Source organism: Pseudomonas sp. HR96 (genome assembly GCF_034059295.1).
In the GTDB taxonomy this organism is placed as follows: Bacteria; Pseudomonadota; Gammaproteobacteria; order Pseudomonadales; family Pseudomonadaceae; genus Aquipseudomonas.
This window is the reverse complement of the sequence record NZ_CP139141.1, coordinates 281,380-301,058: the sequence shown is the minus strand read 5'-3', so window position 1 is coordinate 301,058 and position 19,679 is coordinate 281,380. Positions and strand designations below refer to the sequence as shown.

23 protein-coding genes are annotated in these 19,679 nt (G+C 67.5%); 3 read left to right on the top strand and 20 right to left on the bottom strand.

Going from position 1 to position 19,679, the window contains the following annotated elements; genetic code table 11:
• The 6 genes from SFA35_RS01390 to SFA35_RS01365 are packed head-to-tail and all read right to left on the bottom strand — an operon-like array spanning position 1 to position 7,330.
• Positions 1-3,468 (bottom strand): glycosyltransferase, encoded by a 3,468-nt coding sequence (locus tag SFA35_RS01390; RefSeq protein ID WP_320574378.1) that lies wholly within the window; start codon positions 3,466-3,468, stop codon positions 1-3.
• Positions 3,465-4,121, bottom strand: a complete 657-nt coding sequence (locus SFA35_RS01385) for an acetyltransferase (RefSeq protein ID WP_320574376.1) — start codon at positions 4,119-4,121, stop codon at positions 3,465-3,467. Before SFA35_RS01385 ends, SFA35_RS01390 begins: the two co-directional genes overlap by 4 nt.
• 13 nt (positions 4,122-4,134) lie before the next feature.
• Complete coding sequence (locus tag SFA35_RS01380) at positions 4,135-4,905, bottom strand: SDR family oxidoreductase (RefSeq protein WP_320574374.1); 771 nt, start codon at positions 4,903-4,905, stop codon at positions 4,135-4,137.
• Positions 4,902-5,924 carry a ketoacyl-ACP synthase III gene (locus SFA35_RS01375; RefSeq protein ID WP_320574372.1) on the bottom strand — a complete coding sequence of 341 codons (1,023 nt, stop codon included), beginning with the start codon at positions 5,922-5,924 and terminating at the stop codon, positions 4,902-4,904. The genes SFA35_RS01380 and SFA35_RS01375 overlap by 4 nt, the downstream gene beginning before the upstream one ends.
• Positions 5,925-5,926: 2 nt before the next feature.
• Positions 5,927-6,148, bottom strand: a complete 222-nt coding sequence (locus tag SFA35_RS01370; protein WP_320574369.1) for an acyl carrier protein — start codon at positions 6,146-6,148, stop codon at positions 5,927-5,929.
• 6 nt (positions 6,149-6,154) lie between these two features.
• Positions 6,155-7,330 (bottom strand): DegT/DnrJ/EryC1/StrS family aminotransferase, encoded by a 1,176-nt coding sequence (locus SFA35_RS01365; protein WP_320574367.1) that lies wholly within the window; start codon positions 7,328-7,330, stop codon positions 6,155-6,157.
• Positions 7,331-7,637: 307 nt separating this feature from the next.
• Here SFA35_RS01365 and SFA35_RS01360 point away from each other — a divergent pair, with 307 nt between their 5' ends.
• On the top strand, positions 7,638-8,516 hold the full coding sequence (locus SFA35_RS01360) for a flagellin (protein ID WP_320574366.1): 879 nt from the start codon (positions 7,638-7,640) through the stop codon (positions 8,514-8,516).
• Between the two features lie 177 nt (positions 8,517-8,693).
• On the top strand, positions 8,694-9,128 hold the full coding sequence (locus SFA35_RS01355; protein WP_414058459.1) for a winged helix-turn-helix domain-containing protein: 435 nt from the start codon (positions 8,694-8,696) through the stop codon (positions 9,126-9,128).
• A gap of 12 nt (positions 9,129-9,140) precedes the next feature.
• Here the strand turns inward: SFA35_RS01355 and SFA35_RS01350 are convergent, their stop codons facing one another.
• The 8 genes from SFA35_RS01350 to fliD are packed head-to-tail and all read right to left on the bottom strand — an operon-like array spanning position 9,141 to position 15,195.
• Positions 9,141-10,031, bottom strand: a complete 891-nt coding sequence (locus tag SFA35_RS01350) for an OmpA family protein (protein ID WP_320574364.1) — start codon at positions 10,029-10,031, stop codon at positions 9,141-9,143.
• Positions 10,028-10,900, bottom strand: a complete 873-nt coding sequence (gene motA, locus SFA35_RS01345; protein ID WP_320574362.1) for a flagellar motor stator protein MotA — start codon at positions 10,898-10,900, stop codon at positions 10,028-10,030. The genes SFA35_RS01350 and motA overlap by 4 nt, the downstream gene beginning before the upstream one ends.
• Positions 10,901-10,921: 21 nt before the next feature.
• Positions 10,922-11,647: a FliA/WhiG family RNA polymerase sigma factor gene (locus SFA35_RS01340; protein WP_320574360.1), complete on the bottom strand. Its 726-nt coding sequence runs from the start codon at positions 11,645-11,647 to the stop codon at positions 10,922-10,924.
• 6 nt (positions 11,648-11,653) lie between these two features.
• Positions 11,654-12,112, bottom strand: a complete 459-nt coding sequence (gene fliL, locus SFA35_RS01335) for a flagellar basal body-associated FliL family protein (RefSeq protein WP_320574358.1) — start codon at positions 12,110-12,112, stop codon at positions 11,654-11,656.
• A gap of 40 nt (positions 12,113-12,152) precedes the next feature.
• On the bottom strand, positions 12,153-13,193 hold the full coding sequence (locus SFA35_RS01330; protein WP_320574355.1) for a flagellar hook-length control protein FliK: 1,041 nt from the start codon (positions 13,191-13,193) through the stop codon (positions 12,153-12,155).
• Positions 13,194-13,196: 3 nt separating this feature from the next.
• The gene (locus SFA35_RS01325; protein ID WP_320574353.1) at positions 13,197-13,508 is read right to left on the bottom strand and encodes a hypothetical protein; all 312 of its coding nucleotides are present in this window, start codon (positions 13,506-13,508) and stop codon (positions 13,197-13,199) included.
• Positions 13,495-13,872, bottom strand: coding sequence for a flagellar export chaperone FliS (gene fliS, locus SFA35_RS01320; protein WP_320574351.1), 378 nt, complete (start codon positions 13,870-13,872; stop codon positions 13,495-13,497). Before fliS ends, SFA35_RS01325 begins: the two co-directional genes overlap by 14 nt.
• Before the next feature lie 27 nt (positions 13,873-13,899).
• On the bottom strand, positions 13,900-15,195 hold the full coding sequence (gene fliD, locus SFA35_RS01315) for a flagellar filament capping protein FliD (RefSeq protein WP_320574349.1): 1,296 nt from the start codon (positions 15,193-15,195) through the stop codon (positions 13,900-13,902).
• Here fliD and SFA35_RS01310 point away from each other — a divergent pair.
• Positions 15,173-15,373: a hypothetical protein gene (locus SFA35_RS01310; RefSeq protein WP_320574347.1), complete on the top strand. Its 201-nt coding sequence runs from the start codon at positions 15,173-15,175 to the stop codon at positions 15,371-15,373. The genes fliD and SFA35_RS01310 overlap by 23 nt on opposite strands.
• Before the next feature lie 30 nt (positions 15,374-15,403).
• Here SFA35_RS01310 and flgN read toward each other — a convergent pair whose 3' ends face one another.
• The 6 genes from flgN to SFA35_RS01280 all read right to left on the bottom strand — a co-directional run bounded on the left by flgN (position 15,404) and on the right by SFA35_RS01280 (position 19,637).
• Positions 15,404-15,841 (bottom strand): flagellar export chaperone FlgN, encoded by a 438-nt coding sequence (gene flgN / locus SFA35_RS01305; protein ID WP_320574345.1) that lies wholly within the window; start codon positions 15,839-15,841, stop codon positions 15,404-15,406.
• On the bottom strand, positions 15,838-16,122 hold the full coding sequence (locus SFA35_RS01300) for a flagellar biosynthesis anti-sigma factor FlgM (protein WP_320574343.1): 285 nt from the start codon (positions 16,120-16,122) through the stop codon (positions 15,838-15,840). The genes flgN and SFA35_RS01300 overlap by 4 nt, the downstream gene beginning before the upstream one ends.
• Before the next feature lie 91 nt (positions 16,123-16,213).
• Entirely contained in the window at positions 16,214-16,645 is a 432-nt protein-coding gene (locus SFA35_RS01295; protein WP_320574342.1) for a flagellar export protein FliJ, read from the bottom strand.
• Positions 16,642-17,970: a flagellar protein export ATPase FliI gene (fliI, locus tag SFA35_RS01290; RefSeq protein ID WP_320574339.1), complete on the bottom strand. Its 1,329-nt coding sequence runs from the start codon at positions 17,968-17,970 to the stop codon at positions 16,642-16,644. Before fliI ends, SFA35_RS01295 begins: the two co-directional genes overlap by 4 nt.
• A 3-nt stretch (positions 17,971-17,973) precedes the next feature.
• Positions 17,974-18,687: a flagellar assembly protein FliH gene (fliH, locus tag SFA35_RS01285; RefSeq protein ID WP_320574337.1), complete on the bottom strand. Its 714-nt coding sequence runs from the start codon at positions 18,685-18,687 to the stop codon at positions 17,974-17,976.
• The gene (locus tag SFA35_RS01280) at positions 18,684-19,637 is read right to left on the bottom strand and encodes a FliG C-terminal domain-containing protein (protein ID WP_320578791.1); all 954 of its coding nucleotides are present in this window, start codon (positions 19,635-19,637) and stop codon (positions 18,684-18,686) included. The genes fliH and SFA35_RS01280 overlap by 4 nt, the downstream gene beginning before the upstream one ends.
• Between the last annotated feature and the right edge of the window lie 42 nt (positions 19,638-19,679).

Genomic DNA, 19,679 nt, shown 5'->3' with positions numbered 1-19,679 from the left:
TCAATCGGGCAGCCAGGCCTTGAGCCAGGTCTGCCGGTGGCCCGCGTCGAGCATCCAGTGCTCACGTACGGCCGCCTGCAGGCGCACGCCGGCCAGAGCGTTGGCCGCCGGGTCGGCAAGCTGCCCGCGAATGGCGGCCACCCAGTCCTTGAAGCGGTTGCGCACCCGGGTCACCGGCAGGTTGCAGGCGAAACTGGGCACATCGCTGCACACCACCGGATAACCACAGATGCCCAGTTCCAGCAGGCGCAGGTTGCTCTTGCAGGTGTTGAACAGATTCTCTTCCAGAGGAGCGATCGCCAGGTCCAGCCCCAGGCTGGCCAGTTTCGCCGGATACTTGGCAATCGGCACCCCTGGGTGGTACTCCTTGAGGAAAGGCCGCAGGGCCGGCGGGCACATGCCGAAAAACACCCAGTCAACCTCCCCGGCCAGGGCCCGCACCACATCGCCGATCATGTCCAGATCGCCGCTGTGACTGATCCCGCCGCCCCAGCCCACTCGCGGCTTGCCGCCGGCCCTGACGGCGGGCGCCGGCAGCTGGCCCCACCAGGCAGGGTCCAGGCGATTCTCCACCACCCGGATGTCGCCGTGCAGGTGGCCGAAGGCCTCGGCCAGTGGCTGGGTCGACACCACGAAACGGTCCACCCAAGCCAGGCCACGGGCGATCGTGCGCAGCACATCCTTGGGAATCTGCGCACGGTGCACGTTCTTGATCGGCACTCTCGGCAGGTAGTCATCCAGCTCATAGACCTTGAATGCCTGGGAGAACTCGTGCAATTGGCCCAGTGCCTCCAGGCGCGAGGCGCTGATTGGCCGCTGCAGGATGATCGAGTCTGGCGCATAGCGCTGTACGTCCAGCAGCGTCATGCCGCCGCCCAGCACGCCTTCGGCCAACCCGGCGTTTTTCAGGCTGCGCAGCGGCTGGATCACCCGGTATTGGCCGCATCCGGCGAAATCGGCCGGCTGCGCCAATATCACCGGCAACGGGCGCCAGACCAGCGGCCGCCAGCTCAGGTTGGCGTCGGCCAGTTCGAAGCCCCCGGCACGGTTGAGCGACAGGTTCGGGTTATGCGCCGGGTCACGTGCCAACCGCTCCAGCCAGCGCCGCCGCAAGGCCTGCTGCGCCAGAGACGGCAACTCGGCGGGTGGCACGCTGTAGAGCAACCGCGCGCGTGGCGTCCATACCGTCAGGTAGCCAAGCTCGCCGGCCCGCAGGCACAGGTCGGTGTCGCTGCCGGCGTCGGCGAACTGCTCGTCCAGACCTGCCAACTCGCCGTACAGCGAGGCGCGGACCATCAGGCAGGCACCGCCTACGGCACTGTAGTTGTGCTCGACGCGCAAGCGCTGACCATAACCTTCATGGGCCAGCGGCCAACCCTGCAGCGCCCCGCCGGCGGCGCCCTGCAGGCCGAGCAGCGTGCCTGCATGCACCACGTGGCCCTCTGCATCCAGGGCCAGGGCGCCGACCACCCCGACCTCGGGCCGCTGGGCATGATTGAGCAGCGCCTCGAGCCAGCCGCTGTGCATGGCGGCAGCCTCGCTGCGCAGCAACAGCAGGTACTCACCCTGGGCCTGGGCGGCCAGCCGGTTGCACGCTGCACTGTGGGACAAGCCCGCTGGCAATTCGACGCAGCGCAGTTGCGCCCCCGGCAATGTCGCGCAGGCCAGCAGCCACTGGCGGCTGGCCGCCGGCAGACGCGGCTCGATGGCCACCAGCACCTCGAAATCGCTGCCACGACTATGCTCGACCACACTCAACAGGCAGCGCTCCAGCGCCGCCGGCTGGGTACCGGGCACCACCAGGATGGAGACGCTGGCCGCCGCCGCATGCCAGTAATCGATAGCGAACAGCCCGGGGCCGGGGCTGTGCACCTGGGCGTCGGCGTAGCCGCGCCGCTGCAGGTGACGCAACAACGCCCGCTGCTGCTGCGGCTGATGCACCGCTGGCACATCGGCGACAATGGCCCAGACCTCGGACACATGGCCGATGCCGGCCGCGCCGCGCTGGTCGATCAGACGCAGGATCATCTCCCACTCCAGCGCCCGGTCGAATTGCGCCGCGAAACCGCCCTCCTGCAGCACCACCTCGCGCTTGAACAACCAATGGCCAAGCATGCTGCGCGGGCAGGACAGCAGGTAGTCGAGGCTGAAATCCGGGCGCATGGCGTGACGCAACTGACCGTCCGCCAGGCGCCGCACGCTGTCGCCATAGAGTGCGTGGCACGCCGGCTGGGCGGCCAGCTCCAGCCCGGCGATCATCAGCCCGGCCGGGGTGAACTCGTCGCCGGCAGCCGCCAGCATGCACCAGGTACTGCTGCACTGCCCGAGCGCCTGGTTGAGCAGGCCGACCCGCTGCGCGCCCACCGCATGCTCGATCACCTGCACGGCGAGCGCCGGATAATGCTCGCGAGCCTGCTCCAGGCTGCGCAGCGTGGCGGCCAGCGCCCCGGGCTGGCAGCCATCGCTCAGCAGGTACACCGCCAATCGGGGGCCGCCGTCCCGGGCGTGCAGGTAGGCATCGATCAGGCCTTGTTCAGTGTGGTCGGGTACCCGCCGCGCCAGCCAGGCCTGGACCTCGGCGCTGGCGTTGAGGCTGGCGAACACCTGCCGCAGGCGCGTCAGCAGGTCCACCTGCTCGACCACGCCGTCGCCCAGACAGCGCACCTGTACGTGCTGCCCGTCATACGCCGGGTCGCACCAGCCCAATGCCCGCAGACCGCTGCTGAACTGGCTGTGGCTATGTTCACCGATGCCTGGCTGATCACGCCCCGCCTGGCTGAACTGCTGGGGCGACACGCGAAAGTCGCACAAGGGCGCATCGAGCAGCGCCAGCGATCCGTGCTGCAGCAGGTTGCAATACAGCGTCAGGTCGCCGAGCCATTCGATCAGCACGCCGTCGAGGCTCATCAGGCCGTCACCGAGCGGCTGCAGGTCGCTGCGCCGGGCCATGATGCAGCTGGGCTCGCCAATGAAATTGAGCCGTTGCTCCGCCAGCCAGGCGACCAGTGGCGGCCCCTCGAGTACAACGTCTTCGCCGAACACTGGCACCGTGTGCACGATGGGTTCCAGCACTTCGCCGTCGGGGCCGATGCGCCGGCGCCGCACTGCGGCCAGGGCGACCTCGGGCTGCTGCTGCAGCACGCTCACCAGCGCCGGCACACAGCCTGGTTGCAGCACGTCGTCGTCGTACAACGGCTTGATGTAGGTGCCGCGGGCCTGTTCGATACAGCGCGCCAGGTTGCCCACTTCCCCGAGCGGCTCGGGGTTGCGCTGGTAGCGGATCGGCACAGGGCCGTCCTGGTAGCGCTGGACGATATCGGCGATGGCCTGGTCGGCGCTGTCGTCGCCAATCACTATCTCCAGCGCCGGCCAGGTCTGGGCCAAGGCACTTTGCAATGCGATTTCGAAATACACGGCCTTGTAGGCGGGTATGACGATGCTCACCAGCGGTGCAGGATGCGCGCTCATGGCCAGCCTCCCGCATTGACGTCGCGGTGAAACACTACCCGCGCCGGATTGCCGACCACGGTCGCCCCGGCCGGCACATCCTGGAGTACCACGGCGCCCAGGCCGACCGTGGCCCCGGCACCGATGCGCACGCCGCGCGCCACCAGGGCCGCCGAGTGCAGGGTGGCCCCGCGTTCGACATGCACGTGGCCGGCGAGCAGGCAGCGGGGCCCCATCTGCACGAAGTCTTCGAGCACCACGTCATGCCCCAGGCGCGCCTCGATGTCGATGAAGCCGAAATCGCCGAGACGGCAATCGCTGCCGGTGCTGACGTCCAGGCCGATGAAGCTGCGCCCGACCTGGCTGCGCTCGCCGATGAAGCAGCGCGAGGTGATGCGCTCGAACTGCGCGCCTCTGGCCAGCAACGCGGCGACCTGGCGCTGGCGACTGCGAGTGTCGCCGACGGCTACCACCAGCCTTTGCCCGACGGCAGGTTGAAAGCTCGCGGGGTCGCCCAACCAAGGGAGCCCCAAGATCGGATCGACAACCTCGGGGCCGCGTTCGTCGAGAAAACCTCCCAGCCGCCAGGCGACGCCATGGGCCGGGTCCAGTCGCAGCTGGGACAGCACCTGACGGCCGCAGCCGCCCGCGCCGATGATGATCAGGTCATGCATAGGGAGAGTTCCATCAAGAGAGGGTCAAGCCGCCGTCGAGCACCAGAGTGGTCCCCGTGACCCAGCGGCTGGCGTCGGAAAGCAGGTAGATCGCGGCGTTGGCGACATCGTCAGGCTCACCGAAGCCCAATGGGTATTCGCCCAGCTGTTGCTCCAGAGAACCAATGGCGCGGCGCGCCGTCGCCAGCAAGGGCGTTTCCACCAGGCCCGGTGCCAGGCAGTTGACCCGCATGCGGTGGCGGCTGACCTCCAGTGCCAGGCACCGCGCCATGCCCACCAAGGCAGCCTTGCTCGCCGAATAGGCGCCGTTGCCGGCAACGCCGACGTGGGCGGCGATCGAGGCCACGAAGACGATCGAGGCGCCCGGCGCCAGCAGGCGTCGGTCGAGCAGATGGCGGGTCAGCAGCACCGGCGCTTCGTAATTGATCTGCAACAGCTGGCGTAGATGCTCGCGGTCGATCAGGCGCACCGGCCGCAGGCAGGCGATCCCGGCGCCATGCACCAGGCCATCGATCGGCCGCACCAGGCTGTCGAGCAAGCGGGTACAGGCGTCGGCGCAGGTCAGGTCGGCCTGGCAAGCCTGATGCGGCTGGGCCGAGATGCCCTGGAGCTGGGCCAGGGTCGCGCCCAGGCGCTGCACATTGCGGCCGCTGGCAACCACTGTGGCGCCCATGCGCGCGCAGGCCAGCGCCGTGGCCTGGCCGATGCCGGAGCTGGCGCCGGTGACCAGCAGGGTTCTGCCGCTCAGGTCGAAGGGATGTGGCGCAGCGCTGGCGGGCATCATGCCTGCACCAGCTCGGGAAACACCGCATCCGCCACATCCACCACGCAGGTGCCCCACGACAGGCCGATGCCGAAGCCGCACAGCAGCAGGCGCGCCGGTGTCTGCAGGCGCTCGCGCAGGCACAGGGTAAGGGTCAGCGGCACCGAGGCGCTGCTGGTATTGCCGAAATCGCGCAGCGAGCTGGGGACCTTGTCTGCCGGCAGTTGCAGTTTGCAGCGCAGGGTTTCGTTGATCATGCGATTGGCCTGGTGGAAGACGAAGTAGTCCACCTGCTCCCTCGTCAGGCCGGCATGGGCCAGCATCGCCTCGACTGCGGGCGGCACTCGCTGGGTGGCAAAACCGAGCACGGCGTTGCCGTCGAGAATCAGTGCGCGCGGGTCGCAAGCTGAGCCCTTGGCCAGCAGATGATGGATTGCCGTAGGTTCACGGTGACCACCCACCGGCAGCATGATTGCGCGAAAACCGCTGCCATCGCTGTTGAGGTCGAAGTGCATGGGCGGCGCCGCGCTGTCGAACTCCAGCGCCGTGGCCGTGGCCGCATCGCCGAATATCGGGTTGTCGAGCGTGGCGCAGCGATCACCGATCAGCAGCAGCCCCTTGCGAATGCCGCCGGCGCTGATCATCGAGCCGAGCACATGCAGGGCGAAGGGGTAGGCCGAACAGCCGAGGTTGACGTCGAAGGCGACCGTGGAGTGCGGCAAGCCGAGGCGATCCTGGAGGATCACCGCAGTGGCCGGGGCGATGTAATCGCCCGATTGAGTGACCACGATCAACGCGTCGATGTCTTCGAGCCGCCATTGCAGCTGGCCGATCAGGGCCTGTGCCGCTTCCACGGCCAAGTCGGAGAAACATTGCCAGGCCGGGGCAATACGCCGGTGCTCGATGCCGATGTTGCGCACCAGGCGCTGGCGCTCGGCGCGCTGCTCAGGGGGGCAGTCGAGCAGGTTGGAGAGCTGGCGGCGCGGCACGCAGCTGGCCAACCCGGCATAGCGCACTCGGTTGAGGGTGACTATGGCCATGCTCAGATCACCATCCGGTGCAGGTCACCGACGGTGACCGCGCGGTGCAGATCGTCGCCGCTGATGACCTTGGCGTAGTCCATATCGAACATCACTATCACCCCCAGCGCCGCCAGTGAATCCCACTCGGGCAGGTCGCGCAGGACGCTGTCGAGGGTGATCGGTACGGGCTCACTGAAATCGGTGGCGCGAATGAAGCGGTCGATGAAAAGGGCTTCGCTCATGATGGTTTACCTCGCGTCGGATGGATCGGGAATCAGGCACGGCCTGGCGTTTCTATGGCTGGCATGGGCAGTGCCGAGCGCGGCGATGACACGCTCGAAATCGTCTGCGGCCAGGTCGGGGTAGATCGGCAGGCACAACACCTGCTCGGCGATCAGGTTCGCGTTGGGCAACGGATGGCGGCTGCCTGCGCCGGTGCGGTAAGCCTCCAGGTTGCAGATCAGTGGGTAGAAGTACCGTCGCGCGTGGATGCCCTGAGCCCGCAGGTGCTCGTACAGCGCATCTCGGCTCAGAGGAAAGGCCGCGCCGACGCGGATCGGGAAGTAGCCGTTGTTTTCGTTCTGGCCGGCCAGGGGCAGCAGCGGCTCGAGGCCGTCGAACGTGGCCAGCGCCTGGCGATAGGCCGCAGCCACCCTCGCCCGCGCGGCCAGCGCCTGGTCGATGGCCGGCAACTGCAGCAAGCCGATGGCGGCGTTGAACTCGGGCATCTTGGCGTTGATGCCGACACTGGCCACCCGGGTTTCGTCGACGAAACCAAAGTTGCGCAGCCGGTCGATCTGCTGCTTGGCCGCCGCGCTGGTGCTGACGATGGCGCCGCCTTCAAAGGTGTTGAACACCTTGGTGGCATGCAGGCTCAACACGCTGCAGTCGCCGTGGCGCAGCAGGCTGCCGCCGGCGTCGCGGATGGCGAAGGCATGGGCGGCGTCATAGATCAGCCGCAGCTGATAGTGATCGGCCAGGGCCTGCAGCGCTGCGGTGTCGCAGCGTCGGCCGTAGCAATGCACCGCCAGGATCGCCGTGGTGCGCTCGGTGATCGCGGCCTCGACGCAGCTCGGGTCGAGGTTGAGGGTGACCGGGTCGATGTCGACGAACACCGGCGTCAGCTGGTTCCAGCGCACCGCGTGGGCAGTGGCCACGAACGAATAGGGGGTGGTGATGACCTGGTCACGCCCACGGGTGTCCCGGTCGGTATGGGCACGCAACGCGGCCATCAGCGCCAGCGTGCCGTTGGCGAACAACGACAGGTGCTCGACTCCCAGGTAATCCGCCAAGGCCTGCTCGAAGCGCTGGTGCAATGGCCCGCCGTTGGTCAACTGGCGGCTGTCCCAGATCTGCTCGAGCAAGGGCATCAGGCTGGCCAGCGAAGGCAGCTGCGGTCGGGTGACGGGGATGATGGGCTTCATGAATGCGGGCGCGTCCGGAAAAGGCTCCGGGAGCACCGAGCAGGCGTCATGCCAATCCACCAATCAATCACAACTCATTGATTTGGCTTTATTTTTTCCATCATCTGCGCAGGTCTTGGACCTCGCCGCTTCCCCATCACCCGGTGCCTCGACGCCTGGAGCGGAACCTCGGCTTCCCCTTCACTCAAAGGGCTGCAAAGCGCAGTCGCCGCCATTTAACTCTGCCAGCTGCGCCGTCGCCTCTGTTGTCCAACCGGCGCTTTTGCCGCCGGTTCACACCCTCAACTTGTGAACAAGGAAACCGCCCATGGCATTGTCCATCCACACCAACTACTCGTCGTTGATGACCCAGACCTCGCTGAACAAGAGCAGCAACATGCTGGCCACCAACCAGCAGCGGCTGGGCACCGGCTTTCGCGTCAACAGCGCCGCCGACGACGCTGCCGGCCTGCAGATCGCCACGCGTCTGAACGCGCAGTCGCGCGGCATGGAAGTGGCCATGCGCAACGCCGGCGACGCCACCTCGCTGCTGCAGACCGCCGAAGGCGCGTTCAATGAAATGACCGACATCCTGTCGCGCATGAAGGACCTGGCCACCCAGTCGGGCAACGACACCAACTCAACCGCCGATCGCACCTCCATGCAGCGTGAATACGATGCCCTGGGCAAGGAGCTGGCCAATGTCATGAGCAACACCGCCTTCGGCGGCGAGAAGCTGTTCAGCATCGACGGTACGACCGGCAAGTTCAAGAACGCGGTGAACTTCCAGGTCGGTGCCACCAAGGAGGAGCAGCTGACCGTCAACGTCTCGAGCGCAGTCAGCGGCCTGATCGATGGCCTCTCGGATGTGTCCAACCAGTTCGTCAGCGGTACGCCTAGCGCCAGCGGTTCTGAAATCACCGGCTCCGGCGCGGCAGACATGATCGCGACGATCAGCACCCAGCTCGACAACGTCGGCGCCCTGCGCGGCGAGCTCGGCGCCAACATCAACCGCCTCGGCCATATCATCAACAACCAGGCCAACATGCAGGACAACACCGAGATGGCCAAGGGGCGCATCCTCGACGCCGACATGGCCAAGGAGAGTGTCGGCATGACCAAGAACAACATGCTGGTGCAGTCGGGCATCAGCATGCTCAAGCAGACCTCGCAGATGCCGCAGCTGGTGCTGTCGCTGCTGGGCTGACAACGTTTGTACACCCGGTGACAAAAGACCCCCGAGCGATCGGGGGTTTTTTTATATCCGCATTTTTCAGAGACTTCGTAGAGGCTTTTTCCGAGGTACAGTGGAAAATGGAGTAGCAAAGAACAGTGACAAAAAACAGGAAGTCATCAAATGAACGCCCGATCGTTACAGCATCGTTTGTTAACAATCAAAACCGGCTACCCCGGTGGCTTCGCCCAGTTCGATTCACAGCTGTACCAGCTGGAGCTGCGCAACCCCGGTGGCCTACGCCGGGTGGACCTTGGCTACGCCGGCAGCCGCGTACTCGAGCGCCTGCTGCAACAGCCGGGCGAGGTGATCTCGCGCATGGAACTACTGCGCTACGCCTGGGCCGACCGCGTGGTCAGCCAGGGTAGCCTGAGCCAGCAGATCTACACCCTGCGCCAATTGCTCGGTGACGAAAAGCAGCGGCGCATCATCCAGACGCTGCCGCGTCGCGGCTACCTGCTCAACCCCGCCGCGCTGGCGGCGCCCCAAGGTGACGCAGCGACCGAGCAGGCGGCCGAGAGCGTCCATGCTCAGGCTTCGCTGTTGAATCGCCTGTGGACGCGCCTGCGCGCCTCCCAGCAGTGAGCAGGGCCGGGCTCAGGCCTGCGGGTAGACGGCCTGAGGGCTGTCGTTGCCAAACAGCTGGCGGTACAGCCGCTCGGCGTCGCGGGTCAGCACCAGCAGTTCGATACGGCGGTTGCGGCCGCTCTGCGGGTCGTCGGGCAACAGCGGCATGACGTCTGCCTGCGCCGACACCTGCAGCAGGCTGGCGGTGTCCAGCCCTGCCCCCACCAGCACGTCACGGGCGCGCAGGGCGCGCTCGCCGGACAGGTTCCAGTTGTCATAGCGGCTGGCACGGCGATACGCCGCCGAGTCGGTATGGCCGCTGACGATCAGTTTGTTCGGTATTCCCGCCAGCAGCCTGGCCAGCCCTTGCAGCAGCGTTTCGAAGCGTGGCTCCAGGCGCGCGCTGCCGCGGGCGAACATGGCGCGCTGGGCGTCGTCGCGAATCAGGATGCGCAAGCCCTGCGGCACGACCTGCACCTCCAGGTTGACCGCAGCGTCCTGCTGTTCCGCCAGCCGCGCCAGCAGCTCGGCCAGGCTCTCCAGGGCCGCGCGTTCCTGTTCCTGCGGCGAGGGTCGGTGCTGGACGTCCGGCGCGCCGGCGGTGGTCTGGGAGGCCGGCTCGGGTAGCGACGACGGCACCCGCGACACCGGAATCCCGTCCAGCTCCAGCGGCACCCTGACCACGCCATCAAAGACCCCGGCACCCTCGCTGAACAGGGCGATATGGGCATATTCGCGTTCTGGCCGGCTCTGCTCGTCGACCCGCGGCTGGACGATCCACAGCACCATGAACAGCGCCATCATGGCCAGGGTGAAGTCGGCGAAAGCGACCTTCCACGCCCCACCGTGCGCCGCTTGATGACCTTTCCTGGCCTGGCGCTTGATGATGATCTCATGGCCGGCGTCGGCTTTGCGTTTCATGCGCTCCCCCTGGTTTCCTCGTATTGGTTGACCCAGGTCTCCAGCTGCCGGAAGGCCGGCTTGACGTCCTGTTCGATAAGCTTGCGCCCGGCGTCCACCGCCAGCAGCGTCGGCTTGCCGGCCACGTGCGCCACCAACGTGGTGCGCACGCACTCCAGGGCCGACAGCTCGGTCTTGATGCGCTGGGCCATGGCATTGCTCAATGGGTCCATCAGGCAATAGCAGAAGAAGATACCGAGGAAGGTGCCGACCAGAGCGGCCGCCACATGCTCGCCGATCTCCGCCACCGAGCCACCGATGCTGCCCATGGTGATGATGATGCCCATGATCGCCGCAAGAATGCCGAAGCCGGGCATCGCTTCGCCCAGCTTGTGCAGCGAGCGCGAGGGCAGCAGCAGGGTTTCCTCCATGGCCCCCAGTTCCTGCTCCAGAAAGCCTTCGAGCTCGTGGGCGCTGATCTTGCCCATGGCCATCAGGCGGAAGTTGTCGGCGATGAAGGCCATGAGATTGCGCTCCTGGGCGATCAGCGGGTAGCGGGCGAACAGCGCGCTGTTCTCCGGCTCCTCGATATGCTCGTCAAGGGTCTTCAGGCCCCCGGCCTGGACCATTTCGAGCAGCTCGTAGAGCAGCATCAGCAACTCGCGCTGAAAGGCCTCGCCGCGTCGCTTGAAACTGAACACACCACGGATCTGCTGCCACATCTCCAGCAGCACCTCCTTGGGATTGCCCACCACCAGGCTGCCCAGGCCGGCCCCCAGGATGATGATCATCTCGGCCGGTTGCCAGAGCACATGCAATTCGCCGCCGGCCATGGCATAGCCGCCCAGCACACAGATCAGAATGAAAACCGCGCCCAGAACTTTTTGCACGACTACCTCGCTTGCAACGACTCATTGAGTGGAAAGAAAGGCCGCAGCCTTGTTGATCGCCTGTTTGCACAGCTGGCATACCCGGGCGTCGCTCACCTCCAGCACCAGGCCGATTTCGCGCAGGCTCATCTCGTGCTGGTAGTACAAGCTCAGCACCCGTCGCTCGCGCTCATCGAGCACCGCCAGCGCCTGGCTCAACAGGCGCTCGTCCAGCAGCCCGGCGGCGAAGTCCTGCGACACCCCGGGCAGCGCACCGGGATCGCTGGCCAGCAGCTCGTCCAGGCTATGCAGGGCTTCGGCGGCCTCGGCGCGCAGGTGGTCCTGGTATTGCGCCTCGTCGAGGCCGGCACTGACGCGAATTTCCTCGTCGCGCGGTACCCGCCCCAGGCACTTGCGCAACGCCCGTTCAGCGTCACGTACACGGTGGGCGCACTGGCGCACCGGGCGCGGGCGCCAATCCTGGCGGCGCAACTCGTCGAGAATGGCGCCGCGCACGCGCAGCGCCGCGAAACGGCCAAATTGTTCATCCGGTACGCCATATCGGCGCAACGCTTCGAGCAGGCCGAGCAGGCCGATCTGTTCCATGTCCTCGCGGGCCAGCGCCTGGGTCGCCTGCAAGGACAGCTGGTTGACGATGCGCTTGACCAGCGGCAGGTAACGCAACAGCCAGCGCTGCTCCTCGCCGGGGGCAAAGATGCCTGACGGGTCGGGGTAGGTGCGCGCTGCCCGCGCATCGGAGGTGGCCATGGCCGGTCACTGCACTATCAGTTTGCTGACCAGCACGGCACTGAACGGCAGGTCCAGTTGCTTGCCGGCGAAGTCCTCGGCCAACGCCGCCTGCAGGCGTTCCTGCAACTGGGCGATGGGCAGCGCGCGCAGTTGCGCGAAGTCCATCTGCGCCAGGTGAGCGACCACCGTGCTGCGCACCATTGGCTCCAGTTGCTTGAGCCTGGCCGGGTTTTGCGCGGGCGGCGTCTGCAAGGCCAGGTCGAGTACAAAGTAGTGTTCGCGGCCGCGGTCCTGCAGGTTGAAGATGATCTTGTCGACGGTATGGAAGGCGTAATCGCCCGCTGCACCGCCCCCCGCAGTCGTGAGGGGCGCCTGGGTAGCGTCGCGCACGGCACTGATCTGCTGGTAGTTGAACAGGCCGCTGCCCACGGTCAACACCAGGTTGACGCCGAGCAGGGCAAGGATGATGCGTTGCAGAGTCATGAAAGGCCTCGATGGCGGAAAGATGAACAAGCGCGATGCGCTAGACGGTGATCAGCACATCGCTGCCGACTGCCCGAGCGCTATGCTCGGCGGCGACCCCGGGTTGCTCGGTAATCGCCTCGGGCAGCGCCCAACGCGGCTGCCGGGGCGAGTGCTGGCGGCCCTGGCCGTCGCTGGAGACCGTGACCTGGGCCTGGCTGAAGCTGTGCTCGGCCAATTCCTGGCGCAGGCGCTCGGCGCTCTGCGCCAGCCACTTGCCGGTTTCGCCCTGGCTGGCGTTGATGTGCACCTGCACGCGCCCGTCCTGATGGCTGACCGATATCTCCAGGCTGCCCAGCTGCGGCGGGTCGAGGCGCAAAGTGGCGTGCTGCACCCGTTGCTCGAGCTGCAGCCGCACCTGGCCTTCCAGGGTCTGGATCATCTGCTCGCCCCACCGCGCCTCGGGATGCAGCGGCGCGGTGACGGGCAACGGGCTGGCGGCGGTCGGGGCTGGCGCGAGCCCGCCGGCAAACGCCGCAGCGCTCAAGACCGGCGCTGCGCCCGGCGGCGGTGCGACGGGTGGCGCCTCGGCAGGCGTGGTGACCGCAGCCAGCGAGACAGCAGCGTCAGGCAGCGGCCGCGCGGCCACGGCTACCCTGGGCAGGGTCGTAGCGGGCTCGGCTTGAACCGGCAGTGGCGCACGGTGGGCAGGCGCTGCCGGGACCGGAACCGGAACCAGGGCCGGGACCGCCACAGCCGGGGACTCCTGCCTCGGGGCCGGGGCCGTCACCGACGTGGGTACCGGCAATGGCAAGGGTGCCGGAGCCTGACCCGCGCTGCGGGCGACGACACTGGCCTCGCGCATGACCTGCACCGTCGCCAGCCACAGCTGCGGGTCGACCGGGCCGGGCAGCGCTGCTTCGAGCGGGTCGGCCTGCTCCAGAGGCTCGACGAGCGCCGCCTGCTCATCGGTGTGCGCGACCTCCGCAGGCGGGTAAAAAAACGGCGCCCAGTCCAGCGTCGGCAGTGGCGCAGCTGATACCGGCTCGGGCAGAGCGGACAGCAAGGGGGTAGGCGCCATGGCGCCCGGGGTGATAGCCACGGATCATTCCTCGTCGCGGTAGAGATCGATTGAGCGATAGGCAAGCTGGGCTTCGGCCTGGTCGCGCTGGCGCTCGAGCAACCGGCGCAAACGCTCGCGTTCCGCGACGCACGCCGCCATCGCCAGGCCGTGCCGGCGCTTGAGGCGCTGGCGCGCCGCGCGGCTGGGTGCCGACAGCTCGTGCGTGGCGGGTAGGCGCTCCAGGCAGCTGCGGATGCCCTGATCAAGGCGCGCGATGTCGGCCCAGTCAGCGTCGGCCAGGGCGCGCTGCAGCTGGGCATCGAACTGCGTCAACAGGTTTTCAACGACTGGCATGCACAGCCTCCCAGCCCAGCCGCAACTGGCCGAGCAGGTGCACCACTTCGTCCAGGCTGTCGAGCGACAGCGTCACGCTGACTTCGCACAGGCGGCGACGGCAGTAGTCGTAGAGCTGTTCGAGACTGGCCACCAGTTCGCCGCCCTCCTGGTGGTCGAGCGCGCCATCGAGCCCGTCGAGAATGCCCAGACACTTTTCCAGCGAGCGGCCCTTGAGCTCGAACCGCCGGCCCTGAATATGCCCGCGCACACGCTCCAGCTCTTCGAGCAGGCCGTCGTACAGCAACAGCACCAGCTGGTAGGGCGACGCTGTCGTGGCGCGCGACTCCAGGTCGACGCAGCGGTAGTCGTCGTAGCCGCTCATGACCGGGCTCCGGCCGGGACAGGCAGGTCAGAACATGCCATAGGTGGCCTCCATCGACGCGATGATGCGGGCCATGTTCGAGTACTGCTTGAGGTAACGCTGGTAGAACATCTCGTGCTGCTTTTCGAGCCGCTCGGTCTCGGCATCGACCCGACGCATCTGCGCATCGAGGCTGTCCTTGCGCGACTTGATCAGGCCGCCGCTGGCGCTATAGGTGGCCAACTGCTTGTCGAGGGCATCGAACAGGTTGCCTTCGCCGCTGAACAGCTTCTCGAAGGCCTCGGGGTCGGCGGCGACCGCCTTTTCGAAGTTCTTGCTGTCGATGGTCAGCTTGCCCTTGGCGTCGGCGACGATGCCGAACTGCATCAGGCTGACGCCGTCGTATTGCCCGCGCAGCAAGCCACCGAGCAGGCTCTCCATCGAACGGATGCTGGCGTCGCCGGCCAGCGCGCCGCGTTCGCCCCCCTTGCCGCCGCTGGCGGTCAGGCTGTCGAACTCGCCCAGCAGGCCATTGATGGCGTCGACGAACGCCTGCACCTTTTCCCGGGTCGCGCTCTTGTCCTGGGCGATTTCCACGGTCAGTGGGGTATCGCCAGGCGCGTGGGCCTTGCTGAAAGTCAGGCTGACGCCGTCGATGACCTGGTCGAAGGTGTTGCTGGTACTGGTCAGCAGCAGGCCGTTCTCACCGCCCAGGCGGACCTTGGCGTCCTGCGCGGCGGCCAGCTCGGTGGCGCCGTCCATGGCCCCGGCAAAGCCTGGCGAGGTGCCGCTGTGGCTGACGCCGATGGCCTGCGCGGCGCCGGTCTTGTCGCTCGACAGCACCAGCGACACCTCGCCGCCGGTACGCACCAGGGTGGCCTTCAGGCCGCTGTTGTCGGTGGCGCCGTTGATCTGTGCGGCCAGTGCTTCGAGGCTGTCGATGCCGGTCATGTCGATGTCGAAGCTCTTGCCGTCCTGGCTGAGGGTCAGGGTGCCGCTGCCGAGGTCTTCGGGGCGCAGGCCGCTGACCGCCAGCTGGTGCCGGCTGGCCAGTTGCTCGACGAAGAAGTCATAGCTGCCGGCCACCGCCGACGCCCCGACCGTGGCCGAGGCGAAGTCGGGCTTGCTGAAGGTCGCGCTGTTGACCAGCATGCCCTTGTCGGCCTTTTTCATGTCCTTGACGGCACTGCTCAGGGCCTTGAGGGCCTTGTCCAGCGCGTTCAGGCCATCGAGCTGAGTCTTGACCCGGGTCTCGTTGCGCTGGACCCTGAGGAAGGCGCGACGCACCTCGTAGTCGGCGAGGTTTTGCGCGGTGCCCTTGATGTACTCTGAATCGAAAGCCATGACATTCTCCTGCAACGGCGCGTCTCCAACTGCCATCAGCAAGTTCGAGACCAAAAGCCAAGTAACTGATTTTATTGAGGTTTTATATACGAATCAGGAAGCGCTGCTGCCGCCTGCCTGCGTGGCGGCGAGCGCCGGCGGCAATGGCGCTTCCCCCGGCGCATTCGCCCGCCGGTGAAGGCTGAAAGCGACCGCTCAGGGCCGCGAATTAAGTGCCGGGGGCATAGATTCCGGGGCCGGCCGCGCCGCCGAGCAGCTCCTGCACCCGCTCGCTCTGGCTGCGCAGCAGCAGGCCGTTGCGTTCGTTGAGCCGGCGACAATCGTCGACGTCGCGCTCCAGCGCCTGCCACAGGGTCTGCAGCGGGCTACCCACAGCGGCAGGCAACTCGCCGAGCACCCTGACCACTGCCTCACTGCCGCCAGCGCTGCCCAGCGCCTGCAGAACCTGCCCGCGCCGGCGCGCGCGCTGCGCCAGGGCCGGCAGCTGCGCATCCAGCGCCGCGCAGGCCGCAGCAGTGGCGGCGCCGGCGCAGCTCAGGAGCGAGGCATGCAAGGCTTGCAAGTCGCGGCGCAACTGGCGATAGGCGGCCGCATCGCGCTGGATGTCGGCCGCCAGTTGGGCCAGCAGTCGCGCCCGCGGGATCACCGCTCGCGGCCGTCGGTGCGCGTCAGCATCGCCCGTGCCAGGGCCAGCGGATCGTCGGCCAGCTCGCCCCGGGCCAGGGCCGTGCGCATCGCCTGGACCTTTTCCAGGTCCACTTCGGGCAGTGCGCGCAAGGCTTCGCGCAAGGGCTGCAACTGCGCCTGCACCGGGTCAGGCGCCGCCACGGGCGCTATGGGCGCTGCCGTGGCAGGCTGGCGCGGCACGATGGCGCCGGTCTCGGCCGGCGCAGCGCCGAGCGATTTGAAACGAACTGAGATGTCCATGGCGTTATCCTGAGCAAGGTTCGATCGACAGCAGAGCGACTGGCCGCACAGCGACCTTAAATGCGCTTGGCAAAAAACGCGGCCGTTGCGCTCACGGTGCGCACAGACGCGCTCGCCACCAGACCTGCGCGCCGAGGCCGTCCTGCAGCGCCTGTTCCTGGCGGGCCAGCAGGGCGCGCCACTCGCCCAGCTTGCCGGCCAGCGCCTGCGCCGCGACCTTCTCCCCGCGCAGGGCACCCAGCATCTGCTCGCGCAGGCCGGCCAGGGTGCGCTCGGCCAGGGCCAGCTCGCGGGTCTGCAGCTCGATCATGTTGTGCAGCGTCACCTTGTACTGCTGATGGTTGTGCCGCTGCACGACGGTGTCGATGCAGCCCTGGAACCCGCACAGTCGGCGAAGCGCCGCGATGTTGGCCTGGTAGCGCTGGCACAGTTGCTGCTGGTAGTGGACCCGCGCCAGCAGCTGGCGCGTCTGGGCAGCGCGCAGCTCGGCGAGCCGGCCGAAGGCCGCCACAGTCGATTTCATTTGAGCACCTCGTGCAGTTGTTCCAGGCTTTGCGCCAGGTCGCTGGCGCGGTCGGTCTCCTGGCGCAGGAAGCGTTCAATGCGCGGCGCCAGCTGCACCGCGCGGTCGGTGCGGGCATCCATGCCGGCCGTGTAGCCGCCCATGGGAATCAATTCACGGATCTGCTCGTACAGGCTGGACAGCTCCTTGCACTGTCGAGCCGCGCCGAGATGCCGTGGCTCAAGCACCTGGTTCATGCAGCGGCTGACTGAAGCGGCGATGTCGATGGCGGGGTAATGGCCGAGGTCGGCCAGCTTGCGCGACAGCACGATATGGCCGTCGAGGATCGCCCGCGCGCAATCGACGATCGGGTCCTGCTGGTCGTCGCCCTCGGCCAGCACCGTGTAGATGGCGCTCAGGCTGCCATGCCGCCCTTCGCCGTTGCCGGCGCTCTCCACCAGCTCGGGCAACAGGGCGAACACCGACGGCGGGTAGCCCTTGGTCGCCGGCGGCTCGCCGAGGGCCAGGGCGATTTCGCGCTGGGCCATGGCGTAGCGGGTCAGCGAGTCGACCAGCAGCAGCACGTCCTTGCCCTGGTCGCGAAAATACGCGGCGATGCTGTGGCACAGTTCGGCCGCCTTGAGCCGCATCAGCGGCGACTCGTTGGCCGGAGCGACCACCACCACCGCCTTGCGCAGGCCGTCGCTGCCCAGCGCGTGCAGGAGAAACTCCTGGACCTCGCGACCGCGCTCGCCAATCAGCCCGACCACCACCACATCGGCCGCCGTCTGCCGGGTCATCATGCCCAGCAGCACGCTCTTGCCCACCCCACTGCCGGCGAACAGGCCGACCCGCTGGCCCTTGCCCAGGGTCAGCAAGGCATTGATGGCTCGCACGCCGACATCCAGCGGCTGGCTGACCGGCTGGCGGCGCAGGGGATTGACCCGCGGCAGGTCGATGCTCAGTGGATCGGCACCACCCAGCCGGCCGAGGTCGTCCAGCGGCTCGCCGAGGCCGTTGATGACCCGGCCCAGCCAGCCCGGGCCGATCTGCAGGCGGGCCTGCTCGTGCACGGCGAAGACCCGCGAGCCGGCCATCAGCCCGACCGGCTTCTTGAACGGCATCAGGTAGGTGATCTCGCGATTGAAGCCCACCACCTGCGCTTCCAGATGGCCGCCGTCGGCCTGTTCGACCAGGCAACGCTGGCCGGTCTGGCGCTGGCAGCCGAGGCTTTCCAGAAGCATGCCGGAGACCCGCACCAGGCGCCCGCTGACCTTGGCCAGCTGCACCTCGTCGAGCGAGCGCAGGGCGTGCTCCAGGCGTGACGGCGGGACAGTCCCGGGCACGGCTCAGCCCTCCTCGCCAGCAGCGGGCAGGTGTTCGGCGAGGGTGGCCAGGCAGGCATCCAGACGTTGCTGGCAGCCGATGTCGAACTCCGCCTCGGGCGTGACAATGCGGCACTCACCCAGCGCCAGGCGCTCGTCGGCCAGCAGCCGCCAGGCCTGTGCACGTTCGGGCGCCAGGTCGCGGATGCTGGCATGCTCCTGCGGGTTGAGCAGCACGCGCACCTCGTCCGGCGGCAGGGGCATGGCCGCCAGCGCTTCATCGGCCAAGGCCAGCAGCTGCGCAGGGTTGAGCGTCAGCTCGCAGCGAATGACCTGTTGCGCGACCTTGCCGACCAGTGTCAGCAGTTCCTGGCGGCGCTGCTCGGCGTAGGTCTGGCGCCACGCCTGCCATTGCTCGGTCACTTGCTGCAGGGGCCTGGCGGCCTCTTCGAACAGTTGCTCGCCAGCGCTGCGTCCCTGTGCCAGGCCTGCCTGGTGACCGCCGCGCAGGCCGTCGGCGTGGCCCGCTTCACGGCCTTCCTGCAGCCCCTGCAGGTAGCCCTCCTGGCGACCTTGCTCGTAACCTTCGGCGGCGCTGCGGCCGGCGTCCTCGCCGCCGGGCGGCGAATGCGCGGGCAGCGCCGCCACGCGCCAGGGCCGCCACTCGCGCGGGTCGCGATCGCTCAACGGGATGGCGGCCACCGCTGCCGAGGCCGGGGGTGCGATCAGGCGGCTCATTCGACGGTCTGCTCCTGAAACAGCTGAATCTGCAAGGTGCCGTCGGCGGCCATCTCGCGCACCACGGCCATGATGTCCTTGCGCACCTGCTCGATCCGGCTCAGCGGCACCGGCCCCTGACGGCGGGTGAGGCTGTCCATCTGCTGCATCTGCCGCCGCGGCAAGGCGCCCTGGATCGCCCGGACCAGTTCCGGTTCGGCGCCTTTGAGCGCCACCACCCAGTCCGCCAGGGGGATCACCTCGAGCAACGCCTGCAAGGTGTCCGGCGCTTGCCGCGAGAGAATGAAGAAGTCATACATTTCGCTTTCGATGCGCTCGACCAGTTGCGCATCATGCCCGCGCAACAGCTCGAACATCTGTGCCCGGTCGCCCTTGAAGCGGTTCATGATGTCCGCCGCCTGCTTCACCCCGCGCACCTGCGAGCCCTGGCTGGACAACACCGACAGGCTGCGCTCGATCAACTGGTCGAGCTCGTGGATGACGTCGCCGTTGATCTCGCTGAGGTTGGCGATGCGAAACAGCAGTTCGTCCTGGCGCCAGCCGGGCATATGCTCCAGCACTTCGCTGGCCAGTGCCGGCGGCAGGAAGGCGAGAAACACTGCCTGCATCTGCGCGTGTTCCTTGGCGATCAAGGCGGCGAACTGCTTGGGGTCGATCCACTCCATGCGCACCATGCGCGCACGGATTTCCTCGCCATAGATGCTGTCGAGCAAGGTGCGGGTGATATCACTGCCCAACGCCTTGCCGAGCATGCCTTCGAGGTAGCTGCGCGAGGCGCCCCGGATGCTGCTCTGCTGCTTGTAGTCGCTGAAGAAGCGGCTGATGGCCTCCAGCACCATAGGCTGCTTGACGTTGCTCAGGCGCGCCATGGCCTGGCTGATGGCAACCACTTCCTCGCGAGAGAAATGCCGCAGCACCCCGGCCGACTGGCTGTCGCCCAGGCTCAGCATGAGGATGGCCGCCTGCTCCAGCGGTGTGGTTGCATTGCGCCC

Bases quoted from the DNA above. Each gene is read 5' to 3' on its own strand.
- SFA35_RS01390 (WP_320574378.1), bottom strand. From the start codon at position 3,468: ATGAGCGCGCATCCTGCACCGCTGGTGAGCATCGTCATACCCGCCTAC.
- SFA35_RS01385 (WP_320574376.1), bottom strand. From the start codon at position 4,121: ATGCATGACCTGATCATCATCGGCGCGGGCGGCTGCGGCCGTCAGGTG.
- SFA35_RS01380 (WP_320574374.1), bottom strand. From the start codon at position 4,905: ATGATGCCCGCCAGCGCTGCGCCACATCCCTTCGACCTGAGCGGCAGA.
- SFA35_RS01375 (WP_320574372.1), bottom strand. From the start codon at position 5,924: ATGGCCATAGTCACCCTCAACCGAGTGCGCTATGCCGGGTTGGCCAGC.
- SFA35_RS01370 (WP_320574369.1), bottom strand. From the start codon at position 6,148: ATGAGCGAAGCCCTTTTCATCGACCGCTTCATTCGCGCCACCGATTTC.
- SFA35_RS01365 (WP_320574367.1), bottom strand. From the start codon at position 7,330: ATGAAGCCCATCATCCCCGTCACCCGACCGCAGCTGCCTTCGCTGGCC.
- SFA35_RS01360 (WP_320574366.1), top strand. From the start codon at position 7,638: ATGGCATTGTCCATCCACACCAACTACTCGTCGTTGATGACCCAGACC.
- SFA35_RS01350 (WP_320574364.1), bottom strand. From the start codon at position 10,031: ATGAAACGCAAAGCCGACGCCGGCCATGAGATCATCATCAAGCGCCAG.
- SFA35_RS01340 (WP_320574360.1), bottom strand. From the start codon at position 11,647: ATGGCCACCTCCGATGCGCGGGCAGCGCGCACCTACCCCGACCCGTCA.
- fliL (WP_320574358.1), bottom strand. From the start codon at position 12,112: ATGACTCTGCAACGCATCATCCTTGCCCTGCTCGGCGTCAACCTGGTG.
- SFA35_RS01325 (WP_320574353.1), bottom strand. From the start codon at position 13,508: ATGCCAGTCGTTGAAAACCTGTTGACGCAGTTCGATGCCCAGCTGCAG.
- fliS (WP_320574351.1), bottom strand. From the start codon at position 13,872: ATGAGCGGCTACGACGACTACCGCTGCGTCGACCTGGAGTCGCGCGCC.
- SFA35_RS01310 (WP_320574347.1), top strand. From the start codon at position 15,173: ATGTACTCTGAATCGAAAGCCATGACATTCTCCTGCAACGGCGCGTCT.
- fliD (WP_320574349.1), bottom strand. From the start codon at position 15,195: ATGGCTTTCGATTCAGAGTACATCAAGGGCACCGCGCAAAACCTCGCC.
- SFA35_RS01300 (WP_320574343.1), bottom strand. From the start codon at position 16,122: ATGGACATCTCAGTTCGTTTCAAATCGCTCGGCGCTGCGCCGGCCGAG.
- SFA35_RS01295 (WP_320574342.1), bottom strand. From the start codon at position 16,645: ATGAAATCGACTGTGGCGGCCTTCGGCCGGCTCGCCGAGCTGCGCGCT.
- fliH (WP_320574337.1), bottom strand. From the start codon at position 18,687: ATGAGCCGCCTGATCGCACCCCCGGCCTCGGCAGCGGTGGCCGCCATC.
- SFA35_RS01280 (WP_320578791.1), bottom strand. From the start codon at position 19,637: ATGCTGAGCCTGGGCGACAGCCAGTCGGCCGGGGTGCTGCGGCATTTC.